Origin of the sequence: Geobacillus sp. 47C-IIb, from assembly GCF_014679705.1 — a bacterium.
Lineage (GTDB): Bacteria > Bacillota > Bacilli > Bacillales > Anoxybacillaceae > Geobacillus > Geobacillus thermodenitrificans.
The window spans coordinates 2,148,171-2,174,170 of the sequence record NZ_CP061473.1 but is presented as its reverse complement, the minus strand read 5'-3'; the positions used below and the strand labels follow the sequence as shown (position 1 = coordinate 2,174,170).

24 protein-coding genes are annotated in these 26,000 nt (G+C 49.2%); 6 read left to right on the top strand and 18 right to left on the bottom strand.

Going from position 1 to position 26,000, the window contains the following annotated elements; genetic code table 11:
• Window positions 1-8: 8 nt before the first annotated feature.
• The 6 genes from IC804_RS11060 to IC804_RS11035 form a co-directional block, all read right to left on the bottom strand.
• Window positions 9-707, bottom strand: a complete 699-nt coding sequence (locus IC804_RS11060; protein ID WP_008881480.1) for an alpha/beta hydrolase — start codon at window positions 705-707, stop codon at window positions 9-11.
• A 67-nt stretch (window positions 708-774) separates the two neighbouring features.
• Window positions 775-2,157 carry a UDP-N-acetylmuramoyl-tripeptide--D-alanyl-D-alanine ligase gene (murF, locus tag IC804_RS11055; protein WP_081157206.1) on the bottom strand — a complete coding sequence of 461 codons (1,383 nt, stop codon included), beginning with the start codon at window positions 2,155-2,157 and terminating at the stop codon, window positions 775-777.
• Window positions 2,158-2,173: 16 nt separating this feature from the next.
• Entirely contained in the window at window positions 2,174-3,268 is a 1,095-nt protein-coding gene (locus IC804_RS11050; protein ID WP_060475532.1) for a D-alanine--D-alanine ligase, read from the bottom strand.
• Window positions 3,269-3,424: 156 nt separating this feature from the next.
• Window positions 3,425-4,570 carry an MGDG synthase family glycosyltransferase gene (locus IC804_RS11045; protein ID WP_081157207.1) on the bottom strand — a complete coding sequence of 382 codons (1,146 nt, stop codon included), beginning with the start codon at window positions 4,568-4,570 and terminating at the stop codon, window positions 3,425-3,427.
• Between the two features lie 11 nt (window positions 4,571-4,581).
• Window positions 4,582-5,178 (bottom strand): DedA family protein, encoded by a 597-nt coding sequence (locus tag IC804_RS11040; protein WP_081157208.1) that lies wholly within the window; start codon window positions 5,176-5,178, stop codon window positions 4,582-4,584.
• A gap of 10 nt (window positions 5,179-5,188) precedes the next feature.
• Entirely contained in the window at window positions 5,189-5,917 is a 729-nt protein-coding gene (locus tag IC804_RS11035) for a polysaccharide deacetylase family protein (protein ID WP_008881485.1), read from the bottom strand.
• Window positions 5,918-6,313: 396 nt separating this feature from the next.
• Between IC804_RS11035 and IC804_RS11030 the strand changes: the two genes are divergently transcribed.
• Window positions 6,314-7,384: an undecaprenyldiphospho-muramoylpentapeptide beta-N-acetylglucosaminyltransferase gene (locus tag IC804_RS11030; protein ID WP_008881486.1), complete on the top strand. Its 1,071-nt coding sequence runs from the start codon at window positions 6,314-6,316 to the stop codon at window positions 7,382-7,384.
• Window positions 7,385-7,554: 170 nt separating this feature from the next.
• On the opposite strand, the gene IC804_RS11025 is transcribed toward IC804_RS11030, so the two are convergent.
• The 4 genes from IC804_RS11025 to ytaF all read right to left on the bottom strand — a co-directional run bounded on the left by IC804_RS11025 (window position 7,555) and on the right by ytaF (window position 11,746).
• Window positions 7,555-8,376 (bottom strand): undecaprenyl-diphosphate phosphatase, encoded by an 822-nt coding sequence (locus IC804_RS11025; RefSeq protein WP_008881487.1) that lies wholly within the window; start codon window positions 8,374-8,376, stop codon window positions 7,555-7,557.
• Window positions 8,377-8,588: 212 nt separating this feature from the next.
• Window positions 8,589-9,518: an ROK family protein gene (locus tag IC804_RS11020; protein ID WP_060475529.1), complete on the bottom strand. Its 930-nt coding sequence runs from the start codon at window positions 9,516-9,518 to the stop codon at window positions 8,589-8,591.
• Window positions 9,519-10,048: 530 nt separating this feature from the next.
• Window positions 10,049-11,044, bottom strand: a complete 996-nt coding sequence (locus IC804_RS11015) for a sporulation protein (protein ID WP_081157209.1) — start codon at window positions 11,042-11,044, stop codon at window positions 10,049-10,051.
• Window positions 11,045-11,110: 66 nt separating this feature from the next.
• Window positions 11,111-11,746: a sporulation membrane protein YtaF gene (ytaF, locus tag IC804_RS11010; RefSeq protein WP_008881490.1), complete on the bottom strand. Its 636-nt coding sequence runs from the start codon at window positions 11,744-11,746 to the stop codon at window positions 11,111-11,113.
• A gap of 666 nt (window positions 11,747-12,412) precedes the next feature.
• Here ytaF and IC804_RS11005 point away from each other — a divergent pair.
• Entirely contained in the window at window positions 12,413-14,392 is a 1,980-nt protein-coding gene (locus IC804_RS11005) for a lipoteichoic acid synthase (protein WP_081157210.1), read from the top strand.
• A 17-nt stretch (window positions 14,393-14,409) separates the two neighbouring features.
• On the opposite strand, the gene IC804_RS11000 is transcribed toward IC804_RS11005, so the two are convergent.
• From IC804_RS11000 to IC804_RS10980, 5 genes are all read right to left on the bottom strand, one after another.
• Entirely contained in the window at window positions 14,410-15,738 is a 1,329-nt protein-coding gene (locus IC804_RS11000) for a S8 family peptidase (RefSeq protein ID WP_008881492.1), read from the bottom strand.
• 124 nt (window positions 15,739-15,862) lie between these two features.
• Window positions 15,863-16,594, bottom strand: coding sequence for an N-acetylmuramoyl-L-alanine amidase family protein (locus IC804_RS10995; protein ID WP_081157211.1), 732 nt, complete (start codon window positions 16,592-16,594; stop codon window positions 15,863-15,865).
• A 375-nt stretch (window positions 16,595-16,969) separates the two neighbouring features.
• A complete protein-coding gene (locus IC804_RS10990; protein WP_011886658.1) occupies window positions 16,970-17,191 on the bottom strand; it encodes a DUF5957 family protein in 222 nt (73 codons plus the stop codon).
• Window positions 17,188-17,598: a DUF6220 domain-containing protein gene (locus tag IC804_RS10985; protein ID WP_008881495.1), complete on the bottom strand. Its 411-nt coding sequence runs from the start codon at window positions 17,596-17,598 to the stop codon at window positions 17,188-17,190. Before IC804_RS10985 ends, IC804_RS10990 begins: the two co-directional genes overlap by 4 nt.
• 18 nt (window positions 17,599-17,616) lie before the next feature.
• Window positions 17,617-17,805: a hypothetical protein gene (locus IC804_RS10980; protein ID WP_008881496.1), complete on the bottom strand. Its 189-nt coding sequence runs from the start codon at window positions 17,803-17,805 to the stop codon at window positions 17,617-17,619.
• A 243-nt stretch (window positions 17,806-18,048) separates the two neighbouring features.
• Between IC804_RS10980 and IC804_RS10975 the strand changes: the two genes are divergently transcribed.
• From IC804_RS10975 to IC804_RS10965, 3 genes are all read left to right on the top strand, one after another.
• Window positions 18,049-18,735 (top strand): response regulator, encoded by a 687-nt coding sequence (locus IC804_RS10975; RefSeq protein WP_081157212.1) that lies wholly within the window; start codon window positions 18,049-18,051, stop codon window positions 18,733-18,735.
• Window positions 18,732-20,063 carry a sensor histidine kinase gene (locus tag IC804_RS10970; protein ID WP_081157213.1) on the top strand — a complete coding sequence of 444 codons (1,332 nt, stop codon included), beginning with the start codon at window positions 18,732-18,734 and terminating at the stop codon, window positions 20,061-20,063. Before IC804_RS10975 ends, IC804_RS10970 begins: the two co-directional genes overlap by 4 nt.
• 64 nt (window positions 20,064-20,127) lie before the next feature.
• Entirely contained in the window at window positions 20,128-20,592 is a 465-nt protein-coding gene (locus tag IC804_RS10965; protein ID WP_081157214.1) for a DinB family protein, read from the top strand.
• 74 nt (window positions 20,593-20,666) lie between these two features.
• Here IC804_RS10965 and IC804_RS10960 read toward each other — a convergent pair whose 3' ends face one another.
• A complete protein-coding gene (locus IC804_RS10960) occupies window positions 20,667-21,374 on the bottom strand; it encodes a DsbA family oxidoreductase (protein ID WP_081157215.1) in 708 nt (235 codons plus the stop codon).
• 154 nt (window positions 21,375-21,528) lie between these two features.
• Here IC804_RS10960 and IC804_RS10955 point away from each other — a divergent pair, with 154 nt between their 5' ends.
• Window positions 21,529-21,933: a DoxX family protein gene (locus IC804_RS10955; protein ID WP_008881501.1), complete on the top strand. Its 405-nt coding sequence runs from the start codon at window positions 21,529-21,531 to the stop codon at window positions 21,931-21,933.
• Window positions 21,934-22,370: 437 nt separating this feature from the next.
• Here the strand turns inward: IC804_RS10955 and IC804_RS10950 are convergent, their stop codons facing one another.
• A complete protein-coding gene (locus IC804_RS10950) occupies window positions 22,371-23,531 on the bottom strand; it encodes an acyl-CoA dehydrogenase family protein (protein WP_011886655.1) in 1,161 nt (386 codons plus the stop codon).
• Window positions 23,503-25,572, bottom strand: a complete 2,070-nt coding sequence (locus tag IC804_RS10945; RefSeq protein WP_029761567.1) for a sigma-54-dependent Fis family transcriptional regulator — start codon at window positions 25,570-25,572, stop codon at window positions 23,503-23,505. The genes IC804_RS10950 and IC804_RS10945 overlap by 29 nt, the downstream gene beginning before the upstream one ends.
• Window positions 25,573-26,000: the final 428 nt, after the last annotated feature.

Genomic DNA, 26,000 nt, shown 5'->3' with positions numbered 1-26,000 from the left:
TTATACCGTCATTTGCAATGATAGGAGGCGCACAAAAATTTCTCCGTCTCAGCAAACAACACATGCCGGTTAGCGCTATGACAAACATGGTGATACGAATCCGGCAAAAGGAGCAGCGTTTTTTCTGCGGAACCGATTTTTTCATATAAATAATAAGCACTTTTGAGCGGCACGATCCCATCTTTCTCCCCTTGTACGATCAGTACGGGAGCTTGAACGCAAGGAAGGAGAGGGCGCACATGACGAACAAGCTTGCGAAATTCCCTAACAGCCGAAAATGGGGTCGCCATCATTTTGTTTCGATAGCGGAGAAACAGCGGATGCTCCTGCGCTCCGCGCCAACCGTTGGCAAACATCTCACGGATGTCACGCCACAACTGACGCGGGTTGACGTAATAAAACGCTGCGCTTAACAGCACGAGCCTAGCGACCGGATATTTTTCCGCTAAATAGACGGCGATCACCCCACCCATTGAAAAACCGATAACATACACCGTATTGCAACGCTGAGCCAGTGCCTGAAACGCTTGCTCAGACGCTGTAATCCATTGGTTATATGTAACCCCTTTGAGCTGCAACTTGTCCCCGTGTCCCGGCAATGTCGGCGTTTCTACGATCCAACTGGTCCGCTCGCGCAAATAATTAGCTAGCGGTGCCACCTCTTCCGGACTCCCGGTAAATCCGTGAATGCATAAACAGCCGATCATGATCCCACCCCCCGGCCTGATCGAAAAGCGGCGCCCATAGCGCCGCTTTTCGTTTTTCTCGCTTTTGCTAATTTTCCCCCCAATAACCGAGTAACTCTTCCAACCTCATACCACGCGAGGCCTTCAATAAAACGATATCGTCTGGGGTTGCGACGGAAAGCACCGCCTCGGCCAATGCCGCTTTATCGTCAAACGCCTTCACTTGGCCTTGATCAAAAAACGGCGTGGCGGCCGTAGCGATATGACGCGCCAGTGGTCCGTAAGTAAACACGTAATCTACCATCTCTGGCCGCAGCATCTCCCCAATCGCTTGGTGGAACTCGACCTCTTTGTCACCAAGCTCCAACATATCGCCCAATACAGCGATTTTCTTCCGATAGCCGTCCAATTCCGTGAGCAGCATTAAAGCAGCGCGCATCGATGTCGGGCTGGCGTTGTAGGCATCATTAATCACTGTAAAGCCGCGCTTCGTTTTAACGACTTCCGTACGCATGCGCGTCACTTGCAAGCGGGAGAGAGCGGCAGCAATGTTCTCCCAGCTGACGCCGAAAAAGCGGGCGACAGCGATGGCGGCCAGCGCGTTATATACATGGTGTTTCCCTAAAACTGGAATAAATAGCGTCTGGCGAGGGAGCTCGTTGATGACAAACGACGTGCCCGCTGCTTCAATGCGCACAGTTGTCGGATAATAATCGTTGTCCTCACCTTCCCCAAACATCACAACGTGCTGAGGAAGCGGCAAGCTTGGCACGAGCTCAGCCAAAAGTGGCTCATCGCCGTGATAGACGAACAAACCGTCGCCTTGCAATCCAGATAAAATTTCTAGCTTTGCCTTGGCGATGCCTTCCCGTGACCCGAGCTCTTGCAAATGTGCTTCACCGATGTTGGTGATGACGGCAGCATTCGGCCGTGCGATCGTCGTGAGCTGCTCAATTTCACCAAACCCACTCATCCCCATTTCCACAACGGCGATGTCTGTCCCCTCCTCGAGCGCAAGGAGCGTGAGCGGAACGCCGATATGGTTGTTTAAGTTTCCTTCTGTTTTTTGCACGCGATATTGGGATGAAAGAAGCGCAGCGATCATATCTTTCGTCGTCGTTTTGCCATTGCTGCCAGTCACACCAACAACCTTCAGCCCGAGCTGTTCACGGTAGCGGGCGGCGAGACGCTGCAGTGCCGAAAGCGTATCATCGACGACAATCGCCGGAACACTTTCTGGCGGTGTCCCTTCCGCTTCGGCCCACAGCACAGCTGCTGCTCCTTTTTGCGCCGCTTCCTCCACGAAAGCGTGACCGTTAAACGTCTCGCCAAGCAGCGGAACGTACAAGTTGCCAGCTTGGATCGTCCTCGTGTCAGTTGATACGCCGCTGACAGCAATATTCCCCCACTCCGGATTCGCGTACCGGCCGCCGGTCATCTCAGCAATTTGCTGCACCGTCCGTTTCATCATCCGCTCTCACCCTCTTTTACTTTTCAAATGTGTACGTAATCATCTGCTTTTCTTGATGTCGTTCCAATGCCAATGCAATAAGGCGTTCGATCAATTCCGAGTACGGCACGCCGCTATGTTGCCAAAGGAGCGGAAACATGCTGTACGGCGTAAACCCCGGCATCGTATTGACTTCGTTAATATAAACAGTACCGTCTTCGGCAAGGAAAAAGTCGACGCGTGCCAGTCCAGACAAGTTGAGCGCTTTAAACGCAGCAATGGCCATCGATTTGATCGTCTCATACTGCTCTTCTGTCACATTGGCAGGAATAATTAATTCCGTTTGCCCGTCTTCATATTTCGCCTCATAGTCGTAAAATTCTTTTTTCGGTACAATTTCTCCAGCAACCGAACAAATCGGCTCGTCATTGCCGATAACACCAATCTCAATTTCCCGACCGACAATAGATTCCTCAATAATAATTTTCCGATCGTATTTAAATGCCTCAGCAAACGCTGTTTTTAAATCGTCACGCTGTTTGCATTTGGAAATACCGACGCTCGATCCAGCGTTGGCCGGTTTGACGAAGCACGGGTAGCCAAGCTCTTGTTCGATTCGGTCATACACTGCTTCTCCACCTTTTTTCCATTCATATTTCGTCACTGACACATACTTCGCTTGGCGCAGCCCAGCTTGGGCAAACAAGTTTTTCATCACCACTTTATCCATGCCAACAGCAGAAGCGAGCACCCCATTGCCAACATATGGGAGGTTGAGCATTTCAAGCAGCCCTTGTACCGTTCCATCTTCGCCGTTTGGTCCATGCAAAAGCGGGAAAATCACATCAATGGTTTCCTCGTCGCTCTCAGTTGCAGAACCCGATGCAGGAACTTGGTTTAAAGACACAGGGATCATCGCGGTCGCTGTCGAAGTGAACTGCAGCTGCTTCACTTCTTCAACCGTTCCAGTCAATCGTTTTCCTTTAATCCATTGTCCTTCTGGTGTAATATAAATCGGAATAACGTCAAATTTATGAGGATCAATGGCGTTCATGACCGCCCTCGCTGTCGACAAAGACACTTGGTGTTCCGGCGATTTACCGCCGTATAACACTCCAACTCTCGTTTTCATTATCGTTCCTCCTCTTTCCTTGGCCATCGTTCCTATTGTAACACGTTTCACGCCCAACGGTCTGATATTTTATATGTACGATGCAGGTTGTTTCGCCACCCGTGACGGAGCAATCCAGTATAAAAAATGCCATCTAACATCCGTTAGATGGCTCGTCTATGGGCGAAAAGCGCGCCAAGCCATGCGCTGCTGCGGCATTGCTGTTACCACTTCCGCGAGCGCTTCTTGCCCCGTTTTTTCCACCCCGGCAAAATAGTCAGACACGCGGCGAAAAAACCGATTTTTTTCTACATCATCGGTCAACAGGCGGATCATTTTCCGTTCGCCGTTGCCCGGCTCAGCCAAGTGATAAATAAGACCGTTGCGCCGCAAATATTGCCAATTGATCCGCTCCTGTCCGGGCAAGCAGTCAATGGTGAAAATTGGGATGCGCTTATGAAGCAGCTCGCTTATGGTCACTCCACCCGGTTTTGTAATGACAGCGTCCGCCTCATCGTACAGCTGATTCATCTCCTCCGGACTGTTGATGTACGGAAGCGGGCGGATGTGAGGAAGCTGCCAGCTAGCAATTTCATGATACAGCTGCTTATTAGCGCCGCATAACACTGAATAACGAAACAATGTCGACGTTCGAGCCGCCCGCAAAAACGCCGTCATATTGCCAAGCCCTTGGTTTCCGCCAGCAACGAGCACATGGGTCGGCTGCCTTCTCCGTCTCACTTCTGGCATTTTCATAAATGTATCATGGACTGGGATGCCAGTCACAACGATCCGCCTTTCGTCAATCCCGTGTTTTACTATCAACTCCCCCTTTGCTTCCTGATGGGGGACGAAATGGTAATCAATAAACCGCTTGCCCCAAATGCTGTTCATAAAAAAATCTGTATAGACATTGACTACTGGGATGGCAAGCACTTTTTTTCGCTTCAGTTGCTGCAAAATGCGCGACGGGAACGAATGGGTGCAAACGATTAAATCCGGACGTTCCTGCTCGAGCATCTTTTTCATTTTGCCTTCGAAATACGGCAGCCATGGCTCAAATGAAACAAACTCGAGCCGCAGAGACTCCTCATACATAAACGTCTTGTACACGCGATGGTATGAAGCAGGATGCGAACGAATCCAACGCAAATAAGCTCTCGACACCATTTTTTCCATCAGCTCATTGCAATAACTTAAAAAATCGATTTTTTTGCTTTCGACCCATGGAAACTGGCGATGCAAAAAATCGATCAACGTATCGGCCACTTTATGGTGTCCCGTATTCATTTGAAACAGCGGCAAAAACAACACTTTCATCATCGATCGCACCTTTAGCTTTCAACAGATTTTTTGCGTCTCCGCTGTCCAATCCATGTCGCCAACAAAAAGAGCAAAAACAATCCCAAACCGGCAAGCGGAAAAGAAATCAGGGGGATATGGATATGTTGGCCAAGCAATAGACCAACCAATGTCAGCGGAACGACCCAGCCAGCTGTCCCCAGCATAGCCAGCAAAAGAAACATCCGAAACGGGAACCGGCTCACCCCTGCCATATACGGACATATTTGCCGCACCCCCGGGACATAGCAACCAAACAAAATGCCCCATTTCCCGTAGCGGCAAAACCAATCGCGGGATCGCTCCCACCGTTCGTCTGTAATTCCGACATACTTGCCATACTTTTGCACAAGCGGCGATCCCCACCGTCTGCCGGCGCCATACGCCGCCACCATGCCGGCCATCGTTCCACCCCAGCACGAGACAAGCGTCGGCCAAAGCAGCAATTGATTTTTCGCAATCACCACACCGACGAAGAAAAGCAAACTTTCCTCCGGTGCCGGGATGCCGACGATGCCGCAAAATAAAAACAAAAGCAGCATTACATATCCATATGACTGAACATAAGGCAACCATGCGCCCGTATCCATAGCTCCCCCATCACATCGACGAGATTTGTTTGTTAGTTTGCGCGTTTCTCAGTTCCGTAATCGTCACCCAACGCATCTTTTTCGCTACTTCGTCTTTGAGCAGCAGCTCAAGAGCAGACAACATTTGTTCCGGCGCACGTTTGCTAGCGCCTAGCGCATCCCCGTTATCATGAAGCACGATGACCGCCCCGCCGCGCACGGCAGCGCGCAAGCGACGGAACAGCTCCATCGCACCGATTTTTTCATTCCAATCACCAAGAATATGCGACCATAACACTGTTGTATACCGTTTTTGCACGACCGGCGTCCAAGCATTAAAATGGCCCCATGGTGGCCGGTAATACATCGGACGTTGACCCGTCGCCTGCTCAATCGCCGCAGCCGCCCGACGCACTCCCCAATCGAGCCACAGCGGCGGAAGCAGCCAGTTGCTGATATGACGGTAATTATGAATACCGACTTCATGCCCTTCTTCCACCATCCGCCGCACGATCTCCGGATGGCGTTCCACTTTTCGACCGACCACAAAAAAGGTCGCTTTCACTCCATATTTCTTTAATAAATCGAGCAGTTTTGGCGTATAATACGGGTCGGGACCGTCATCAAACGTCAAAGCAAGGCAGTCAGGCGCTGTTCCTTCACAAAACAGACGCAACCTTTTTTTGCGAATGACGATTGTCGGCACAACCCCATAACCAATGATTCCAACCATCAAACCTCCAACAAGCCATGCCAACATCGCCTTCACCTCTCAACAGCACTTTATCAATATTTCCTTCCTTTAAAAACTAAGAAACTGGATATCTTCTTTTTAAACAAATTGCTAGATTAATGATGATGATATATAAATTCGATGAAAAATCAAAATTAAAATTATGGTAATTTCATGCGACTCGCGACCTTTTTCGCTTCCTTGGTTTATACGAAAATTACAGTCGTTCAGTTTCCTCCATAAATGATGTTGAATTTGCTATAATACATATCGATATATGGCCTCTAGACCGTAAAAAAGCGGCTTGCCAATGGGTTCACCCCTATTGGCAAACACCGCATTGACCGCATCGTGAAAGGCGGCTTAGCCAGAAAAGATGGTCATTGAACGTTCTCATATTGTAAAGAAGACAGGTGATCTACGTTGCGAAAAAAAATCGTCTTAACCGGCGGCGGTACGGCCGGACATGTGATGGTTAACGTCGCTCTCATCCCGAAACTGAAAGAGCAAGGATGGGACATCGTCTATATCGGCTCCCATGAAGGAATTGAACGGGAGATTATCGGGCGCATCGACGGTGTGCCGTACTATTCGGTTTCGACCGGAAAACTGCGCCGCTATTTCGACTGGAAAAACTTCAAAGATCCGTTTAATGTGCTAAAAGGTGTTTGGCAAGCTTACCGCCTCATCCAAAAAGAAAAACCGGATATCGTGTTTTCAAAAGGCGGGTTCGTCTCCGTTCCCGTCATTCTCGGTGCCTGGTTGAACGGTGTGCCATCGGTCATCCACGAATCGGACTTGACGCCCGGGCTGGCCAATAAAATTGCCATGCCATTTGCGACAAAAATTTGCCTCACCTTTCCGGAAACAAAACAGCACGTCAACACCGATAAAGCCGTTTACGTTGGCGCCGTCGTCCGCGAGGAGCTGAAGCACGGAAGCGCAGAACAAGGACGGAAGTTGTGCCAGTTCGACGGCCAAAAACCGGTCTTGCTCGCCATGGGCGGCAGCTTAGGCTCGAAAAAAATTAACGACGCCTTGCGTGCCAGTTTGCCGGTGCTTCTTTCCGAGTTTGATATCGTTCACATTTGCGGCAAAGGCAACGTCGATACAAGCCTTGTAGGCCAAAAAGGATACAAACAGTTCGAATATGTCAACGAAGAGCTGCCAGACCTATTGGCGTTGTCCGATATCGTCGTCTCCCGCGCTGGTGCGAACGCCATTTTCGAACTACTCGCCTTGCGTAAGCCGATGCTGCTCATTCCGCTCTCAAAAGCAGCGAGCCGCGGCGACCAAATCCTAAACGCACGTTCATTTGAAAAAGCAGGCTACGCCGAGGTGCTGATGGAAGAAGAAGTGACAAACGAATCACTGCCGGCCGCTATTCACCGCCTGTATGAAAACAAGGACCGCTATAAGAAAAACATGGAGAAGTCCGGCAGCAGTGATCCGCTGCAAACGCTTCTTGCTCTCATTCAAAATACCGCCCGCTAGCTAAAAGAGGCGATGCCCAGCACACGTTTAGGGCATCGCCTCGTTGTTTACTCGTTTTTCAACTAAGAAGAAAACTCTCCTTTCTTCTCTTCGTTCCTTTTCCCCATGTACAACGCATTTTCCCACAAATCAAAACCGCCGGGTGGAACCATTCCACCGGGCGGCATGACTTAAAAGTATAAGAAGTAGATGATAAAAGCAAGCGCGATCCGATACACCGCAAACGGCACGAGGCGGATGCGGTTAATCAGATGCAGGAAAAAGCGGATCGCGAGCAAAGCAAAGACAAAGGCGCTCAAAAAACCAGCGATAAAAAACGGGATATCGGCCACGGTGACGTATTGCCAGTTTTTCAAGAGCGACAGTCCGCTCGCTCCAGCCATAATCGGAACAGCCATAATGAACGTGAAATCAGCCGCAGCGCGATGGCTCATGCCGACAAGCACACCACCAGCGATTGTCGATCCGGAGCGGGAAAATCCCGGCCATAACGATAAACATTGCACTAAGCCGACAAGAAACGCCTGCTTATATGTAATTTGGTCGACCGTCTGCGCCCGTGCTGCTTTTTTCGCGAATCGGTCGGCAACGATCATCAATAGCGCACCAAGCACAAGGCCGATGAGCACCGTCTTCGTTGAAAATAAATGTTCATCAATATAGTCTTCAAACAACACGCCAAGCACCCCAGCTGGGAGAAGGCCGATGATAACATGAAGAAGCGTCAGCCGCGGCTTCCCGCCCGGATGGCGGCCGCGAATACCAAGCAAGTCTAAAAATCGATCTTTGAACACAACCACAGCAGCTAAAATCGAGCCGAGCTGGATAACGACTTTAAACGTATTGGCAGCGTATTTGCCTAAAAACTCGGTTGATTTCAGCCAAAGATCATCGACAATAATCATATGGCCGGTCGAGGAAACAGGAGCAAATTCCGTTAATCCCTCCACCATTCCTAAAATGACGGCCTTCAATAACTCCATCCAATCCATCCGTGTCCATCCTTTCTGCGCGGGATCGTCCTTTTCTATACATATGGGCCAAGCGGCAAAATAGCACCCCGCTTTCGGCCGCGCCTGCTCTATTGTACTATAAATCATTCATTTCTACTACCCACGCGTTGTTCGGATGGACGCTTTGCTTGTACAAATAACGGCGCGGATCGGATGAATCCAATGGGGCTGCCCCATCAGTGGGATGCCGATCAGCCGGATGCTTCCCCTAACTCTCCGCGACGCTCTAAGTAATGATACAAGGCACCGAGCAAGTTTGCATCGTTTTTAAACTGGCACGTCGCCACAACCGGTTGAACTTTCGCGATCGGCACGAGCGACAACAGCACCGAAAGCCGCTTGTTAATTTCGTCAACAAAATCCGGACGGTTGCTAATGGCTCCGCCTAAAATGATTTTTTCCGGGTCGTATGCATACTGCAAGTTAAAAATGCCGTGGGCTAGCGAGAAGTAAAACCGGTCGATCGCACTTTGCGCGGCTTCATCACCGCTCTCGGCCAACGCAAATACTTTTTCTCCGTCCAGTTCACTCTGCGGTATTCCCTTTTCCTCAGCAGTCATCCGGATCAGCGCACTTGTCGCCGCCAGTTCACTCCATGTTTTGCATTCAACCGTTCCGTTTTTATAGCGAACATCCATCAACATATAGCCAAATTCCCCACCGTGCAGGTGCACTCCTTTATGAATGTGTCCGTCTTTCACAATCGCCCCGCCGATACCGGTGCCGACAATGACAAACGCAATATCACGGCAGCCCCGACCCGCTCCTTTCCATAACTCACCGAGCGCTGCGCAGTTTGCGTCGTTTTCCAGTTCTACCGGCAGGCCCGTCGCCCCGCCAAATACTTCTTTAAAGTTTGGGCCGTGAATGCACGGTAAGGCGCTGCTTCCGCCGATGATGCCGCTGTCGCTATCAACGCTGCCCGCGGAACTGATCGCGATGCCGGAAAGCTCATAATTCGCTTGAGCTTGACGAACGATATGAAGTAAGTCATCTCGAAATTGATGAAAGTCATGACGCTCCGACCGATAACGCCCTTTCTGTAAAAAATCGCCATGCTCGTTCATGACAGCATGCTTCACATACGTACCACCGATATCAAAAACGATATAGTAACGCATCGATGACGCCTCCTTCATTTTTACCTTTCCTCTTCTCGAGCGCCATGCGGCTTAACTGTTTTCCTTCTTTTATGTATTCTATGTATTCGCCGTCGAGTCATCTGCTCCTCTCTGCCGCAAGGAAGAAGCTACCTCGTTTGGAGAGAACATCTCCCTTCCGTTACATTGACAGCACTGTTTGCTCGTTGCAGACATTCTTTATGAAAAAGCTGAACGAGATCACACGCCAGAGGCAACTGCTTTCCTCATTGTAGTGGAACACTTTTTCATGTGTGTCAACAGCTTTTAACCAGGCGAGAGATGAAGAATACCACGCACAACAATATTTATTTTTATAACCACCAACGTTTTCCAAAAATGAAACAGCCTGAGTCCTTATGAATACAGAACTCAGGCTGTTTAAATATGTTTTTATTCCTGTTTACAAGGGGGCCACTTCAAAGCGAGACACCTTTTGGCGATAAGGCTACAACAAATCCGATCTTTCACATCACTGATAGACCGTATAATTTCTACCTTTTGGGATAATGTTACAACCAATCCCCACCGTCAAATCCGTCGCCGCCATCAAACCAGTCACCCACGTCTAATCCGTCAGCGACATCATCCATCACATCCTCCACCACATCATCAAGCAACTCTTCCGCGATCATTCCCGCCAACATTCCAGCCGCAAACCCGCCAACGGCTCCCGTCCATCCGTGTCGACCATGGTGCGAATGATGAGCAGATGGATAATGACTAGCGGAATGACGATACATCGGTGAAGACGGTGTGGCCAACGGTTGTCCACCAAACGTACTGAACGCTCCAGCTGCCTGTACCGTTTCCTCCACGGTCTCTCGAATCAGACGCGCTGCCGCACTAGAATCGCGGAGCTGTTCGATCGGGATGAACAGTTCTCGCTTCATTTCGCGCTCCTTACCAAAGCCGTGACGGACATCCACTTCCATATGTAAACGCACGCCTTCTTCCTCGACAAGGGCAAAAAATTCGACTTCTTGGACGAGCCCATGAAATTCACCTGTCGGGAAGAACGAAAATTCTTGCCCATACGGTGTAATGCGCCCAGACGTCGGCTTTTCCCGGAAACCAAGCTCTGCAAAAGCGGCAAAGATTTGTTCGAGCACTGTAGGAGGCAAGATCTCGATAGTATCCCGGTCATACGCATCCGCGCCACCTGCAATATCGAGCCGGGTGACGAACGTATAACGAACCATCGAGCGACTGATCGGTAAGTGCAGCGGCAATTGATACGAAAATGGCAGCGTCTTCCGTTCCCCAGGCTGAATCGTGAACGAAGAAGCGACCGGAATAATCGCTACCGTGCGGCGGTATGACTTGCCTTGGACATGTACTTCCAATTCAAGCGCCACTTCTAGTTTGCGGATTTGCTGTGCCACTGTTCCCCCTTCTAACCAAAATTCTCCTTCCAATATCTTCCCAAGCCGAACATGGGAATGGTGCAGGACGAGATCGACTTTTGCAGCACCAATGCCGAATTTAGATAATAATTTTTTCCACAACGGACCTCTCTCCTTTTTGATGATGTATGCTTCATTCACCATTACGAATGAGCCGCACCAAAGGTGTCAACGAAACAATTTGATTAATCCAAGTACAATCAGCATGATGCCGGGTAATATCGTCGCTTTTTTCATCATTTTCGTTTCCGCCATCATGCAACCTAACATAAGCCCAAGCCGAATGAACAATGGATTAAACAATCCGACTAACAAAGCAAATGGTAAAGATGGAAAATTCAAGAGAGACGCGCTAATCCCAGCACCAAGAGCATCCATTGACAACGCAAGACCAAGCCATACAGCCTCTTTTCGACTAATTGAACCGGAACGGTCAAGATCGCCAAATTCAGGTTTTGTTAATACTTGGAGGGCGCTATGGGCCGCGTTTCCTTGCCCCATATCTTCCCATTCTGTCGCCACCGCCTCCTTCTGTCTTGTTTTATATACATTGTAGATGGCCCATCCCCCGAGGATGATGAGAATAAAGGATGCAAGCCCCCGTTCTACTCCCCATGGCAAAAAGATCGCCAGCAGCCGACCGATATTCATCGATATCAATATCATAACTACCGACATACACGCAATGAGTGTCAACGAAGGCAGAGGGAAACGTACTTTTCTCATTCCGTAGGACATTCCTACGCTCAAACTGTCTATGCTTACACTAAAAGCCAATAAAATCATCGATATCCATAACCACATTTTTATCCCCCCTGCCGCACTATATGCTTTCCCGGACAGAAAGGGTACTTTTTCACCATTCGACATACATCGATTTCCGGGGAAATATTTCTTGTCTTCTCGACACATTTTTGTAATAAGCGCCGCGCATTGTGTCACCTGCGACTTCCTTCCGCTAGCTGTTGAACACTCCCCCATCTACAGTCGATGTGGAAAAACACCGATTGATCCCCCTACTTACCTATGACAATGGGTGGGGGTATCGGTTCAGGATGATCAATCTGATCCCGCTTAAACTGATTAAAACCACAACAATTTTTATCATAACATCCTCTTTGTCTAATAAAATGGGTAAAGGGCATGGACACTGACATCGGAATATTTTTGAACAAACATTGAAACCTTTTCGTCTTCCATTCGTCTATATGTATGGTATATAAATGGAAGTCCAACACTATACGGGGAGCAGACAACAGGAAAGGAGGCATACGGCAGTCCTAAAAAAACATTCCATTGACTTTTGGCAATGGAAGTATTATGCTACTTGACATGGAGACGTTCCGATGTAAAATGATGTAATAGCGCAAATTGCGTTGCACGGTGCAGTAGCTGTTTATATAAAATTGTAGAAATAAATTGTTTAAGAATATGAGACAATGGATATGAGACAAAGGAGGAGAAGAGAACGTGAAAACGATTGGGGAAAAGTTGCTAAATAAGTACCGTTCTCTCCCTAACCAAGGTATAGGTTTTTTTATTTTTGCGGTGCTCTTATTTTGGCTGAAGACGTATGTCACTTATTTAGCGGAGTTTAACCTTGGCATTAGTAACTCCATGCAGGAGTTTTTGCTATTTATCAATCCGCTCAGCTCAGCGGTGTTTTTCCTTGGTTTAGCATTCTTAGCCAAAGAAACACGCTTTTATCGATGGCTTATTATTATTAATTTCATTCTATCGTTCATCTTATACGCCAATATCGTCTATTATCGCTTTTTCAGCGATTTTATTACATTACCGACGTTGACACAAACGAAAAACTTCGGTGATCTGGGCGGAAGTATTTTGGAGTTGCTCAGATGGTATGATGTGTTTTATTTCTTGGACACGGCCATTTTAGCGGTCATCATTTTTTCGAAACGGTTCTCGCTCCCGCAAGTGCGGGCCGGTCGTCTCAAAAAAGGTGTCATTTTTTCCTCAGCCATTTTAATGTTCAGCGTCAACTTGGCGCTTGCTGAGGCCGATCGTCCGCAACTGCTGACAAGAACGTTTGACCGCAATTATATCGTCAAATATTTAGGTGTATACAACTACTTGATTTACGATGCGATCCAAAGCATGAAATCATCGACACAGCGGGCGTTTGCGAACAAAAGTGACATTACGACGGTGCTGAACCATGTGCAAGCGACGTACGCTGAGCCGAATCCGAAATATTTCGGTGTGGCAAAAGGGAAAAACGTCATTTACATCCATCTGGAATCACTGCAAAACTTTGTCATTAACTACAAACTGCACGGGGAAGAGGTCACCCCGTTCCTAAACTCGCTCACCCGCGATCCGAATACGTTCTATTTTGATAACTTTTTCCACCAAACAGGACAAGGGAAAACATCGGACGCGGAGTTTATGTTAGAAAACTCGCTGTACGGCCTGCCGCAGGGCGCTGTCTTTACGACAAAAGGACAAAATACGTATCATGCGGCTCCGGCCATTTTGCGCCAATACGGCTATACAAGCGCTGTCTTTCACGGCAACTACAAATCATTCTGGAACCGTGATGAAATTTACAAATCGTTCGGGTTTGATCATTTCTTTGACGCCAGCTACTACAGCATGAAAGACGAAGACGTCTTGAACTATGGATTGAAAGACAAACCATTCTTCCGGGAGTCGATTCCGCTGTTAGAAACGTTGAAAGAGCCGTTCTACGCGAAATTTATTACACTGTCGAACCACTTCCCATATCCGATTGGCGAGGAAGAAGCAACGATTGCGCCAGCGACGACGGGAGATGGCTCGGTCGACCGTTATTTCCAAACGGCTCGTTACTTGGATGAGTCTCTCAAAGAGTTCTTTGATTACTTGAAAGAATCCGGTCTGTACGACCGTTCGGTCATCATTTTATACGGCGACCATTACGGCATTTCGGAAAACCATAACAAAGCGATGTCGCAAATTCTAGGCAAGGAAATTACGCCGTATGAGCACGCTCAGTTACAACGAGTCCCACTGTTCATTCATGTGCCAGGCGTCAAAGGTGGCACGATTCACGAGTTCGGTGGGCAAATCGACTTGTTGCCGACGCTGTTGCACTTGCTCGGCATCGATACGAAAAACTATGTCCACTTCGGAACGGATTTGTTGTCGCCAGACCATCAAGAAATGGTTCCGTTCCGCAACGGCGACTTTGTCACGCCGACAGTCACATCAGTCAACGGTAAATACTATGATACAAAAACGGGTGAACCGCTTGAAGAGACGCCAGAAATTCAACGTCTCGAACAAATCGCCCGTACGAAGCTCGATTTATCGGATAAAGTCGTTTACGGCGATTTACTCCGGTTCTATACCCCGAAAGGCTTCGAGCCGATCGACCCGTCGAAATACGACTATAACAACCGCGGAGGCTACAACAACCGCGAAAGCAAAGAGGGAAGCGCTCAATAAGCGCCTCCCTCTTTTTTCTAACGCTTCAGTAACTGTTCGATGGCCCGCTTCGCATTCACGTAACCCGCCCCATATACGTTCGGGTCGCGTTCTTTCCATAAATCGGCACTGTCCCTTAACGCCTGCTTGATCTCGTCCGGCGTTGCATCTGGTTTGGCCTGAAGCATTAAAGCAACAATGCCAGCACAAATCGGCGTCGCCATCGATGTGCCGGACATCGACATATAATAGTCACCAACCCGGCTTTGCTTATTCATCTTGTCAAGAAACGAACGTGGGGCACGAAGCGATATAATGTTGACCCCGGGAACGACCAGATCCGGTTTTGTCACACCATATCTTGTCGGCCCCCGGCTCGAAAAAGGCGCTACAGCATCATCGGTGCGTGTTGACGCTGTATCACGGTCATCAAGGGCACCGACAGTAATGATGCGGTCGCTAATGCCTGGGCTGGCAATCGTCCCATAATTCGGCCCCTCATTTCCCGCTGCCGCACAGACAACAATGCCATTTTCCCATGCCCGCTCAGCGACTTGTACAAGTGGATCGTCATTTTCAGCCGGGAACGGCTGTGGTTCCCCACCAAGCGATAAAGAAATAATATGAATTGGATTGGCCGGGTTTTTCTTGTTGTAGTCGATGCACCATTCAATACCGCGCATAATGGTTTCTAGCGTACCCATCCCTGAGCGATTGAGCACTTTGACGCCAACGAGGTTCGCCTCATACGCTGGCCCGGCGTATAGCCCGTCCGACATGCGTCCGTTTCCGGCCGCATCGCCAGCGCAGTGAGTTCCATGTCCGTTATCATCATACGGTGCCGTTTTTCCATTCACCAAGTCGACAAACGCCGTAATCCGCCCCTCTAAATCCGGATGAGGGTCAATGCCTGTGTCGACAATCGCAATCGTCACTCCTTTGCCGCTCAGCTCTGTTTCATTGACAGTGACGTGTTTCGCATTGGCCGATGGCACCGCGTTGTTTAATACCGCCTTGATCGTGCGGTTGAGATACACTTTTTTCACTTTTGGATTCTCCAGCAACTGCTCAAGTGCTGCCGGTGTCACTGTCGCGCTCCATATCGGGACATGACGGAAATGGTGATGCGTTTTCATGCGAAAATGATTCCGTTCCGCCTCGGTGAGCGCTTCAATCCCTTCATCGTCATCAACCTCGATCAGAACAGAAACAGTCCGCCACTTCCGCAGCCAGCGCTCGATCCAACGGTGGAAAATGCATGGCATGCGTGTCATCGGTTTGTACATGTTGACAAGCGTATGGCGGAGAGGGTGATCAAGCCGCCCCGCATGACGGCGGGCTAACTGCACAATCGAATAGCCAAACACTGCCCTTCCCCCTTCCTTCGTTGATTGCTATACTCATATGATGAATGGACAAAGAAGGAAGCGGCATTTCCACTAGAACCGACGAAAAAACGCTTGCCTCATTAAAACTAGGCAAGCGTTCCCATCATTCCTCTACTTGCTCAAGCACAATCCGTTTCGCTCTTCCTAAATAATGCTCCACTTGGCGCAACACGTTGTCTGGTTCAACAAAAGCACCGACTTGCTTCCCATCCACGATGACACGCGTCAAACGGCCGGTGCTCGGCGTGCCTTTGTCTGGATCTCTAGGAGGATTGTTCGGAGTGCTTGCTTTCTTCTTCAATCCAAGTGCCCGTTCCAACCCGTTGACATGACCGCGGGCAATCATCCGCAAAAAATTAGGGTCGGTCAATTGTTTTGCGTCTTCCTTATGATCGATAAACCCGTTTTCCGTCAACACCGCCGACATTTTCGTTTCCCTTAGCACATGAAAATTTGCTTTCTTTTTGCCGCGGTCGCGGAATTGAGTCGCTCGGACAATTTCTTCATGCAGCACATCGCGAATGCGGGCCGTTTGGGAACTTTCCGACAGCCCATGGTAAATGTAGTCTTCAAATCCTGTGCCACCGCCCGCATTCACGTGAATTGACACATATAGATCGGCTCCCCAACTATTGGCCCGCCTCGTCCGTTCAGCAAGCGATACCGTTTCATCTTTCGTTCGGCTCAGCTGCACCGAGACTCCTTCGTACTCGTTTTGCAAAATGCGGCTTATCTCCAAGGCGATGGACAGCGTGATATCCTTCTCACGCAATCCGTTGCCGACCGCGCCCGTATCATTGCCCCCATGCCCTGGATCAAGAAAAATCTTCGGCATCTCCCTTCCCCTTTCCGTCATTTGGGAGTTTGTTACTATTAGAATTTGTTACTATTAGAATAAGCATGTCATTCCAAAATGCCATAGATACTTCCCCAGGGCAACAAAATAAGGCGCAACCGTTTTCTGCGGTTGCGCCTTATGCTCCGTACCGAACTGGTGACTCAGAAAGTTTGATTTCATTCCTTCAAGCGACTTAACTATTTTCTCCTATCCTACTTCCAAGCGACCTGTTGATTTATATCTTCAGGAGATGCTCCCAGGTAAAGCTTTCAATCAATCCCCCTGAAAACTTCATATTTGGTTGCAAATCCATTTGTAAAGAGGAAAATAAGAAAGAAAAGACTCCACAAATACAGCTACCACATTTTTCAGCTAAATGTTATCGCTCCTTCTGTTTGATTTGTAGTGTAACACGATCCATGTAGTAACCGCTACAAAAACAGCCAGATAAATCGGCATATATTTCAGCCATTTCAGCCAAGGGGACGGACCAAGGAAGAACCACGTTGCTACGGCGATCATTTCCGATAGAACGATTCCGCCAAGCAACCCAGCAAACAAAGCAGTGAAGAGAGCCAAAAGCAGCTTCTTCATTTCTCTTTTCCTCCTTGTTCCGTAGACAAATGCCATGTTCCTGACTGTCGGGCCACATTCCAAGACATGAAAAACAGCCCCAAGGCAATCACAGGATGAAGCATACCGACGATTTTCAAATTAGCGGTGAAATATTGGATAAAAATTAGTCCTATTAATCCTGCGCTCTGCCAGCACAACTTCTTTGGAAGCCGCCCCGCAAACGCAACGATCAGCATCAGAATGGGCACCATTTCAAAGAAATGCACAAAAACAATATGATTCTTCCAATATATAGGATTGTTGAAGATGGCCATCCCCGCCCAAAACGTCTGAACCACCACACTGACAACCAACCCCCACGCAAGGATGGCAAACATCCATCGTGAAAGGTACATCATTTTATTGCGATGTCTTTCCTTGCTCATGGTCTTCCTCCCGCTTCGCTATTCTTTCCATTTACGTCGAAACATCGTAAGCGCGATGACTGCACAAACTACCGGCAACAAGAGAATGAGAGAGCCGAATGATACACCAAACCATTGGTAGCTAACATCGATGACCACAATCGATACGATCAATCCCCCAACCAATCCCCCAAGCAAAACCAACAGGTTCAAAAGGATTTGTTTCATGTTCATCCTCCTTTCTTCATCAAAAGGATTTTTCATGTTCATCGTCCTAAGCAGCCCGAAACATTGGTCTGTCCAATGACCTAATTTGGTCCCTGTCGTTACATCTTCATGCTACGGTCACATTTTACCTAGACAATGTTGCAAACTAATGACGAACTTTTGCAGGTTTAGTGACATTTTCCTAAATCTGTCCATATGGGGCTATAATGAAAAGAGAACAGAACAAACAAGGGGGAACAAGATATGCCTCACACGTTATTATTAGTGGATGATGAAGAAAGAGTCCTTGAATTTATGGAGCCCTTTTTGCGACAGGAAGGATTTGAAATTGTCACAGCCAAAACGGGAAAGGAAGCGCTGCAAAAAGCAAAAGAAACCAATCCATCCCTTGTGGTGCTTGATTGGATGCTTCCTGAAATGAGCGGGGTTGATGTGTGCCGCGAACTTCGTAAGACGAGCCATGTTGGAATCATCATGGTCACAGCAAAGACAGAGGAAACTGACAAAATCATTGGCCTAGAGGTGGGAGCTGATGATTACATCACCAAACCTTTTTCCCTGAGGGAACTGGCAGCCCGCATTCGCTCCGTATTGCGGCGAATCGAAGGGCAAGACAATCAGGAGGAACTGATGAAACGCGGCGACTTGACCATTTCTGAAGCGCAATGCCGCGTATGGAAACGAGGAAGCGAAATCTCCTTAACGCCGACCGAATTTAAGCTGCTGCTCACTCTAGCGGCAAAGCCAGGTGTCGTATATAGCCGGCTGCAGCTGTTGCAAAGCATTTTTGAAGATGACCTTTTCAACGATGAACGAACTGTCGATGCTCATATCAGCCGGCTTCGTAAAAAGATTGAAGATGATCCGTCCCGTCCAGTCTATATCCAAACTGTCTATGGATTCGGCTATCGGTTCGGTGAGCAGATATGAGCATCAGGCGTAAGCTGTTTTTTACAATGGCCGTCTTTATTATCGGCATGGGAATCATGTTTTCCCTCATCACCAAGGTGGTCGTCATCAATATACTGGACGTGATGCTAAAGGTTGATCGAAGTCACGAAACGAACGAACTGGCAACTGCTTTTGCTCATTATTACGAAACGCACCATCGCTCTTGGAACGGCATCCAACACATCCGCCTCAACACGGATATCATGAAAAAACATGAACAAGCTGGGGTGGTTCTTCTATCTCCCGAGGGCAAGCAGCTATATACAACGGGGGAAGTTCCAGTGTCATGGATGATTGGTCTAGGTATCTCTACCAAGGTGCAAGCAGATGGAAAAACTGTAGCGTTTTTGCACTACTACGACCATGAAGTCGGCAATATGGCCAAAGTGCGGAAGGGAATCACAAGTTCAGTCGCCACTTTATCCTTGCTCAGCGCTGCCGCGTTAGTGCTTATTTCCCTCTTCGTCGCCCATTGGCTGTCGAAACGGTTCACAGCACCGCTCGAGCTTCTCCTGCCTGCGATTGACCGTCTCGGAAAAGGGGAATTCGGCATTCAGGCACCGGTGATCACGAAAGATGAATACGGCAAAGTCGCCCAAACGTTCAACGAGATGTCCAAACAGTTGCAGCAAGCGGAGGAAGTTCGCCGACGCTTGATGGCCGATGTCGCCCATGAACTGCGAACCCCCCTAACGATCTTGCGCGGAAAGCTTGATTGGTTTCAGCAACAACGCCGCCCCATCGAGCCGGAGAAATTGCTGCCGCTACAAGATGAGCTCATTCGGTTGACTCGTCTCGTAGAAGATTTGCATCAACTGTCACTCGCCGAAGCTGGCAAATTGCCGCTTGAACGGAAACCAACAGATATGGAAAGTCTTTTGCAACAACTCATCGAGCGGGTAGCTCCCAGCGCGGAAGAAAAAAACATCCGCATCCATCTAGCTTGTTCGACAAACTACACAACGATCTCCGTCGATCCGCATCGCATTACCCAAGTATTCCTGAACTTGTTGGTCAATGCGATCCGCTATACTCCTGAAGGCGGCACGGTGAACGTGGTGATTGACGAAGAACCTTCCATGCTGCAAATTGCCGTTACAGATACGGGCATCGGCATTGCACCGGAGCATTTGCCTTTTCTGTTCCATCGATTTTATCGCACGGATGAAGCCAGAACACGGAACCGCGGAGGAACGGGACTGGGGCTGGCTATCGCTAACGAATTCGTATCAGCTCATGGCGGAACCATCGACGTCCATAGCACTCCTGGCCAAGGGACTACCTTTCTAGTCAAGCTTCCTCGCTGACGATAAAGAGGACGTTTATGGTAGAATGGAAAACAGGAATCCATAACCAAAAGGAGGAATCGCTATGCCCCGCGCACAACAATGGGTGCAATATTTCCTTTCCCACCGTCATGTCACGATGGAGCTGATCAACAAAATCGATGAGGCACATTACGACTTCAAACCGACGCCGACGTCGATGACAGCGAAGCAGCTAGCGACTCATATGGTGTTCAGCTTTTACAACTTTGCCAACGTCGCCAAACACGGGGATCCAGCGCTGTTCCAGCCAAAAATGGAGGATCCAGAGACGGATTTGGCCAAGCTGGCGGAAACGTATACAGAAAAAACGAAACAGTTGCTAGAATCAATGAGTGATGAGGAATTCAATCGCACAATCGATTTAACTGCCATCTTCGGAGTTCAAATGTCAGCAAAGCAGCTTTTGCAGATGGCGATGGACCATGAAATCCATCATAAAGGGCAGCTGTTCGTCTACGTGCGCGAGATGGGACATACAGACTTGCCGCTGTTTGTAAAGCGCGGCTAACCTTCTTCACCTCCTCTTACGAAAAAAACCGGCTAGCAGAGTCTAGCCGGTTTTTCGTTTGCTTGACAAACGGGTTAGTCGAGCGAGCAGTTTCCGTCCGTGCATGCCCCGCCTTCGTCAGCGAGCGGCTGCAAAGATGAAGCTTTTTGTTCCTCTTCCCATACTTTCTCTAGCGCTTGACGAAACACTTCGATCGGTTGAGCGCCGGAAATCGCATATTTACGGTTAAGGACGAAAAACGGCACACCGCGGACACCGAGCTGGGCCGCTTCTGCCTCGTCTTCCCGCACTTGCTCCGTGTAGCGGTCGCCATCAAGCACCGCTTCCGTCTCGCTTCGATCAAGCCCAGCCGCTTCGGCGATATCAAGGAGCACATCTCGGTCGCTAATGTGCTTCGATTCGGTGAAATACGCAAAAAACAGCCGTTCGACAACGTCCTGGAGCTTCCCTTTTTCCTTGGCGTATTGCGCCAGACGGTGGGCGTCAAACGTATTCGTCGGCTTCATCGTCTCGAAGCGAAACGTCAAACCAACTGCTTCCGCTTGTCTGCCAATATCGGCGTTCGCCCGCTTCGCTTCCTCCACCGTAATCCCGTATTTTTGCGCAATGATTTCATGGATGGTTAACGGCGTCTCTTTTGGCGCATTCGGGTCAAGCTCAAAGCTGCGGAATACGACCGTAACGTCTTTTCGATGCGGAAACTGTTCAAGCGCCTGTTCTAAACGGCGCTTGCCGATATAGCAAAACGGACAGACAAAGTCAGACCAAATTTCGATGTTCATATCCATCCTCCTCGTTCCGGCCTATGTTCACACAAGGAGCCGTGTTCCATTCCATTGTAGCCGATTGGCTTCCAAATCGCGAATGAGAGGAATTCGTATAAGAAACAAGACATATCATGTACTACCATGACAATTGGACGAGGAGGGCTCGGCAATGTCTCGCCTTCACGAACTGGGGGTTTTCCTATTGCGGATTGTCACCGGCTTTATTTTTTTCGTTCACGGGTGGATGAAATGGCATCAAGGGCTTGAGGAAACAGCAGCATCATTTCTCGCGATGGGCCTTCCCGCCGCCCTTGCCTACATCGTGACCATTGTGGAGCTCGCCGGCGGCTGGGCGATGATGCTTGGACTTGGTACGCGCCTGATGGCAGCAGCGTTTGCCGTCATCATGATCGGGGCGATCATCACCGTCAAAGCAGACGCCGGCTTGCTTGGCAACGGACAGGAGACGGGCTATGAATTCAATCTCGCCTTGCTCGCCATGTCTATCCATTTATGGCTAAGCGGCAGCCGGCTTTGGTCACTCGATTCACTCGTGCGCCGTTTGCGCGAATGATCACCGGCCCCTAGCAGGCTATGTAGCAACAGCCCGTGTGCCCGTTGCAAAGGAAGGTTCAGGCACCATGTATGTCTCCTCTAGAACTATTGTTCTGTCACGACTTCTCTCCATCCCAAGGGCAACAAAAACGATTTTCGGCAACATCCCTTTCTTTACATGGCGGACAACACCTCATCCGCTCACCCGAATCCCTTCAGTTGGCATGAGGAGCTAACCAGGGCGGAAGCAACCACCGGAACAGTTCCCGCAACCTGTTCTTCCGTGATCGGGTAGTCGGCAAAATCAGCCGGCCGCCCGATGTCATTGGACAATCGGTGAATGCGATTGATGGCTTTGACAAGCAACACATTTATACCTGGACCGTAATCACGAATGCAACGATTTCATCCAATACCTTCACCTTTGGCAAATACAAATGCACACAGTGTTTTCATTTACACCCGCACTTTTCCGTATTCTTTCCGCAGTTCGTTCGCAATAATGTTGCGTTGAATTTCCGAGGTGCCTTCATAAATTTTTGTAATGCGGGCATCACGGAAGTAGCGTTCGATTGGATAGTCTTTCATATAGCCGAGGCCACCGTGAATTTGCACGGCCATATCGGCGATTTTGTTGTACACTTCTGAACCGAATAGTTTTGCGATGGCTGCTTCTTTGACGACACGCATCTTTTGGTCAACCATCCAGGCAACGCGATAGACCGTCGAGCGCAGCACTTCAATTAACATGCTCATTTCCGCCAGCATATGTTGAATCGCCTGTTGCTCGATGATCGGCTTGCCGAACTGTTCACGCTGCTCGGCGTATTCCATGCAATATTCGAGCAGGCGGATGCATGAACCGAGGTTGCGGGCGGCAAGACCGGCGCGACCGTTCGCTAAAATTTTCAAAGCGTTGATATAGCCCTCTCCTTCTTTTCCAAGCACGTTTTCGACCGGCACTTCCAAGTTGTCAAAAAACAACTCAGCCGAATGTGACCCACGCAGCCCCATTTTGCGTTCAACATTGCCGATCGTAAACCCTGGAAAATCCTTTTCCACGATAAACGAAGTGATGCCTTTCGGACCTTTCGACGGATCAGTGACGGCCATCACCGTGAACACGTGGGCGTCAACGGCGTTTGTAATATAATGTTTCGAGCCATTAATAATGTAGCGGTCGCCTTTGCGGACGGCGGTCGTTTTCAAGGCAGCAGCGTTTGAGCCGGCGCTCGGTTCAGTGAGAGCAAAAGCACCAATCCATTCCCCTGTCGCCATTTTCGGCAAGTAGCGCTGCTTTTGTTCCTCCGTGCCAAGCTCGACGATACCGACGGTGCCGATGCCAGTATGGGCGCCAATTAACGTCGTATAGCCATTATGCGTTTTGCCGAGCTCTTCGTAAATGGCGCATTTGCCGACCATCGACAAGCCGAGGCCGCCGTACTCTTCCGGAATACTTAAACCGAACAAGCCCATTTCTTTCGATTTTTCGATAATATCTTCTGGAATGTGGTCGTTTTCCTCAATATCCATCGCCACCGGTTCAACAACTTCTCTGACAAACTTGCGCACGTTTTCTTTCAAAAATTCAATCTCGGCTGGTAACGTAAACTCCATCGTCTTCTCCTCCCAATGATTTGATTTTGTACTTTTGTGCCTTGCGCACGAGCGTGGACGCATCAACACCTAAAAGCTTTGCTGCTTGTCGATACGTTCTTGCTTTGTTGAGCGCCTTGATCATGAGCTGTCGCTCGACTTCGGCCACCGCCTGTTTGAGCGGGATGATTTCCCCTATCGCCACCGGGCTTATGGTCGGCGACGGCTCAAGGTGGAGCCATTTCGCTACTTGATCCTCATCAACGATAGATGAGGTGGCAGTCACAAACATGCGCTCCACAGCATTGACAAGTTCGCGGACGTTGCCGGGCCAGTGGTAATCCATCATCGCCTCGAGCGCACCGTCTGTGAATACAAGTGGTTTCTGATATTTTTCAGCAAACCGTTTTCGATAATGGTCGACCAAGAGCGGGATGTCTTCCTTCCGGTCGCGCAACGGTGGAATGACAATCGGCATGACGTTCAACCGGTAAAACAAGTCGGCGCGAAACCGCCCAGCGGTGACAAGTTCCTCAAGCGGCTTGTTCGTGGCAGCGATGACGCGCACATCAATTTGTTTCGGCGCCTCTGCCCCGAGACGAACGATTTCCATCGACTGCAACACACGAAGGAGCTTTACTTGTAAGTGAAGCGGGATTTCGCTAATTTCATCAAGAAAGATTGTCCCGCCGTCCGCCTGTTCAAAGTAGCCCTTTTTCCCTTTTTTCGCTGCACCGGTAAACGCCCCCGCTTCATAGCCGAACAGTTCGGACTCCATCAACGTTTCTGGGATCGCCCCGCAGTTCACTTTCACAAACGGACGGTTGCTGCGAGCACTTTGCCTCCAGATGAAGTTCGCCAGCTCTTCCTTTCCGGTACCCGACTCCCCGGTCAGAAGCACCGTTACATCGACCGCTGCTGCCTGCTTGGCAATGTTGACCATATGCGCCATCGCTGGGGCGCGGTAAATGAGGCCATCCTCCTTCTGGCTTAGCGTATGGAGCAACCGCTTCGTCTCCTCAAGTTCAACACGCAGCTGTTCCATTTCAGTCATATCTTTAACATAGAGGACGAGCCGCTCCGCCTGGCCTTCCTTCTCGATGATCGGCACCGCGGAAACGATCAACGTGTTACCGGTTTCCGCCCCTTGATGAAGCATCGAACACGATTGGCAGCTGTCAAACGCCTGGCGCACGACCCGCTCAAGTGGGGCAGGAACACGTTGATGTTCCATACTCGGGAATAAAGCAGCCCATTTTTCGTTTTGCCGGACGATCCCCCCGTGGCGATCGATAATGGCGATGCCATCGCTAGCTGCATCCATCACCGTTTGCAACTCATTGACGATTTGTTTAACCGTCTCAAGTTCATGGGAGATAAACTCGATCTCGGAAATATCTTGGAACACGCCGACCGCTCCAACCACCTGACCTTCATCAATAATAGGGGAACGGTTCGTAATATAGATGCGCTTGCCGACGCGATATTTTTCCGTATGTCCCTCCCCCGTGCGCACGACGTCAAGTAAGCCGGACGGGATGACGACATCGGTTAAAAACCGGCCAATGGCCTCTTCCTTCGTCGTTCGTGCCATTTTTTCGGCTGGCGGGTTGATCGATGTAATCCGCCCTTCGGCATCGATCGATATAATACCGTTATGGGCAGCGTTGAAAATAGCATCCATATGTTTTAAGCGGAGCTGCACCGCTTTTGCATACGCCTCCAAATATTGTCCTTTCGTCAACACGCCAACAAGGCGGCCGTTTTCATCAACAACCGGACGGAGCGAACCATCGCCAAACTTGATGTTTTCGATACAGTCATGGATGGAAAGAGGCGGCAACGACGGATGCATCACTTCACGTACGGTCGTTTTCCCTTGCATGAGGCCAAACAACACGTCGTTGGCCGTCAACACTCCGGAGATTTCCCCTTCGCGGCGAAATACGACCGTTCCCTCAATCCTACGCTCAGCCAACATGCGAGCTGTTTGTTCAAGGAAATCGTTTTCAAAAATAACCGTTGTCGTTCTCGTCATTATGTCTTTCACTCTCATCGCCATCCCCGCCCTTCTTATTTTCTATTTAAGCAATTTCTATGCCAAAACAATTTGTTATGAATATTCAAAAAAGACAAACCTCTACCATTCATCTTACTCGCTGTTTTGTTGCAAAACAACAACAACTCGTTGCAAAAATACAACAAACAGGCAAAGCGTGTTGCGATTCCTCCATCCCCCTTCGTTCATCTGTTGCATTTTCGCAACAGAGCGTATAAGTAGACGGTTTACCATGTATAAGTGCCGTTCCGTCCGATCGCTGCTCGAGGGGAAGCCAAAAAGCCTTTTGTACTTCGTACAGCATCGGAAAAGATGGTAAAATATGCTCTTCCTCCAATGGTTCCCTGCTTTCTCCGTCTATTTCGCTCTATACCTATGTAAATTCCCCCTTCTTCAAACGACGTAAGCCACTGTTTTTATGAAAATTCACG

Excerpts from the sequence above, each read along its gene's own strand:
- IC804_RS11060 (WP_008881480.1), bottom strand. The coding sequence starts at position 707 with ATGATCGGCTGTTTATGCATTCACGGATTTACCGGGAGTCCGGAAGAG.
- murF (WP_081157206.1), bottom strand. The coding sequence starts at position 2,157 with ATGATGAAACGGACGGTGCAGCAAATTGCTGAGATGACCGGCGGCCGG.
- IC804_RS11050 (WP_060475532.1), bottom strand. The coding sequence starts at position 3,268 with ATGAAAACGAGAGTTGGAGTGTTATACGGCGGTAAATCGCCGGAACAC.
- IC804_RS11045 (WP_081157207.1), bottom strand. The coding sequence starts at position 4,570 with ATGATGAAAGTGTTGTTTTTGCCGCTGTTTCAAATGAATACGGGACAC.
- IC804_RS11040 (WP_081157208.1), bottom strand. The coding sequence starts at position 5,178 with ATGGATACGGGCGCATGGTTGCCTTATGTTCAGTCATATGGATATGTA.
- IC804_RS11035 (WP_008881485.1), bottom strand. The coding sequence starts at position 5,917 with ATGTTGGCATGGCTTGTTGGAGGTTTGATGGTTGGAATCATTGGTTAT.
- IC804_RS11025 (WP_008881487.1), bottom strand. The coding sequence starts at position 8,376 with ATGGATTGGATGGAGTTATTGAAGGCCGTCATTTTAGGAATGGTGGAG.
- IC804_RS11020 (WP_060475529.1), bottom strand. The coding sequence starts at position 9,518 with ATGCGTTACTATATCGTTTTTGATATCGGTGGTACGTATGTGAAGCAT.
- ytaF (WP_008881490.1), bottom strand. The coding sequence starts at position 11,746 with ATGTGGTTATGGATATCGATGATTTTATTGGCTTTTAGTGTAAGCATA.
- IC804_RS10995 (WP_081157211.1), bottom strand. The coding sequence starts at position 16,594 with ATGCCGAAGATTTTTCTTGATCCAGGGCATGGGGGCAATGATACGGGC.
- IC804_RS10990 (WP_011886658.1), bottom strand. The coding sequence starts at position 17,191 with ATGAAGAAGCTGCTTTTGGCTCTCTTCACTGCTTTGTTTGCTGGGTTG.
- IC804_RS10985 (WP_008881495.1), bottom strand. The coding sequence starts at position 17,598 with ATGAGCAAGGAAAGACATCGCAATAAAATGATGTACCTTTCACGATGG.
- IC804_RS10980 (WP_008881496.1), bottom strand. The coding sequence starts at position 17,805 with ATGAAACAAATCCTTTTGAACCTGTTGGTTTTGCTTGGGGGATTGGTT.
- IC804_RS10975 (WP_081157212.1), top strand. The coding sequence starts at position 18,049 with ATGCCTCACACGTTATTATTAGTGGATGATGAAGAAAGAGTCCTTGAA.
- IC804_RS10970 (WP_081157213.1), top strand. The coding sequence starts at position 18,732 with ATGAGCATCAGGCGTAAGCTGTTTTTTACAATGGCCGTCTTTATTATC.
- IC804_RS10965 (WP_081157214.1), top strand. The coding sequence starts at position 20,128 with ATGCCCCGCGCACAACAATGGGTGCAATATTTCCTTTCCCACCGTCAT.
- IC804_RS10960 (WP_081157215.1), bottom strand. The coding sequence starts at position 21,374 with ATGAACATCGAAATTTGGTCTGACTTTGTCTGTCCGTTTTGCTATATC.
- IC804_RS10955 (WP_008881501.1), top strand. The coding sequence starts at position 21,529 with ATGTCTCGCCTTCACGAACTGGGGGTTTTCCTATTGCGGATTGTCACC.
- IC804_RS10950 (WP_011886655.1), bottom strand. The coding sequence starts at position 23,531 with ATGGAGTTTACGTTACCAGCCGAGATTGAATTTTTGAAAGAAAACGTG.
- IC804_RS10945 (WP_029761567.1), bottom strand. The coding sequence starts at position 25,572 with ATGGCGATGAGAGTGAAAGACATAATGACGAGAACGACAACGGTTATT.